The following is a 512-nucleotide window of genomic DNA, read 5'->3' as shown; positions in this document are numbered from 1 at the left end:
GGTGGTGTCCTCGGGCAGGCAGGCCCGGGTCAGCGCGCTGAGGGTGTTGTCGGGTCCGAGTTCGACGTAGGTGGTGACGCCTGCGGCGTCGAGGGTGGAGACCATGTCCCGGTAGCGGACGGCGTCGCGGATGTGTCGGGTCCAGTAGGCGGCGTCGAAGGCTGGGGCGATGTCTCCGGTGCGGTTGGAGATGACGGGGATCGTCGCGGGGTGGTAGGTGACGGTCGCGGCGATGGCCTGGAACTCGTCCAGGATCGGGTCCATGTGGGGGGAGTGGAAGGCGTGCGAGATGGTCAGCTTCTTGGTACGCCGTCCCTGCCCGGCCCAGTGTGCGGCGATCTCGGCGACCGCTTGAGGATCGCCGGAGATGACGGTGCTGGTGGGCGAGTTCAGCCCGGCGATGCTGACCGTGGCCGGGTCGAGCATGGAGGTCAGCTCGTCCTCGGTGGCTTCGATGGCGATCATGGCGCCGCCTGCGGTGGCGGCCTGCATGAGTCGTCCTCGGGCGGTGA

1 protein-coding gene is annotated in these 512 nt (G+C 68.9%); it reads right to left on the bottom strand.

Going from position 1 to position 512, the window contains the following annotated elements; genetic code table 11:
* On the bottom strand, positions 1-512 hold a 512-nt coding region (locus SM450_RS31075), incomplete at both ends, for an acyltransferase domain-containing protein (RefSeq protein ID WP_474623336.1).

It is taken from the genome of Micromonospora marincola (assembly GCF_056150385.1).
This window is presented reverse-complemented; position numbering and strand designations above follow the sequence as displayed.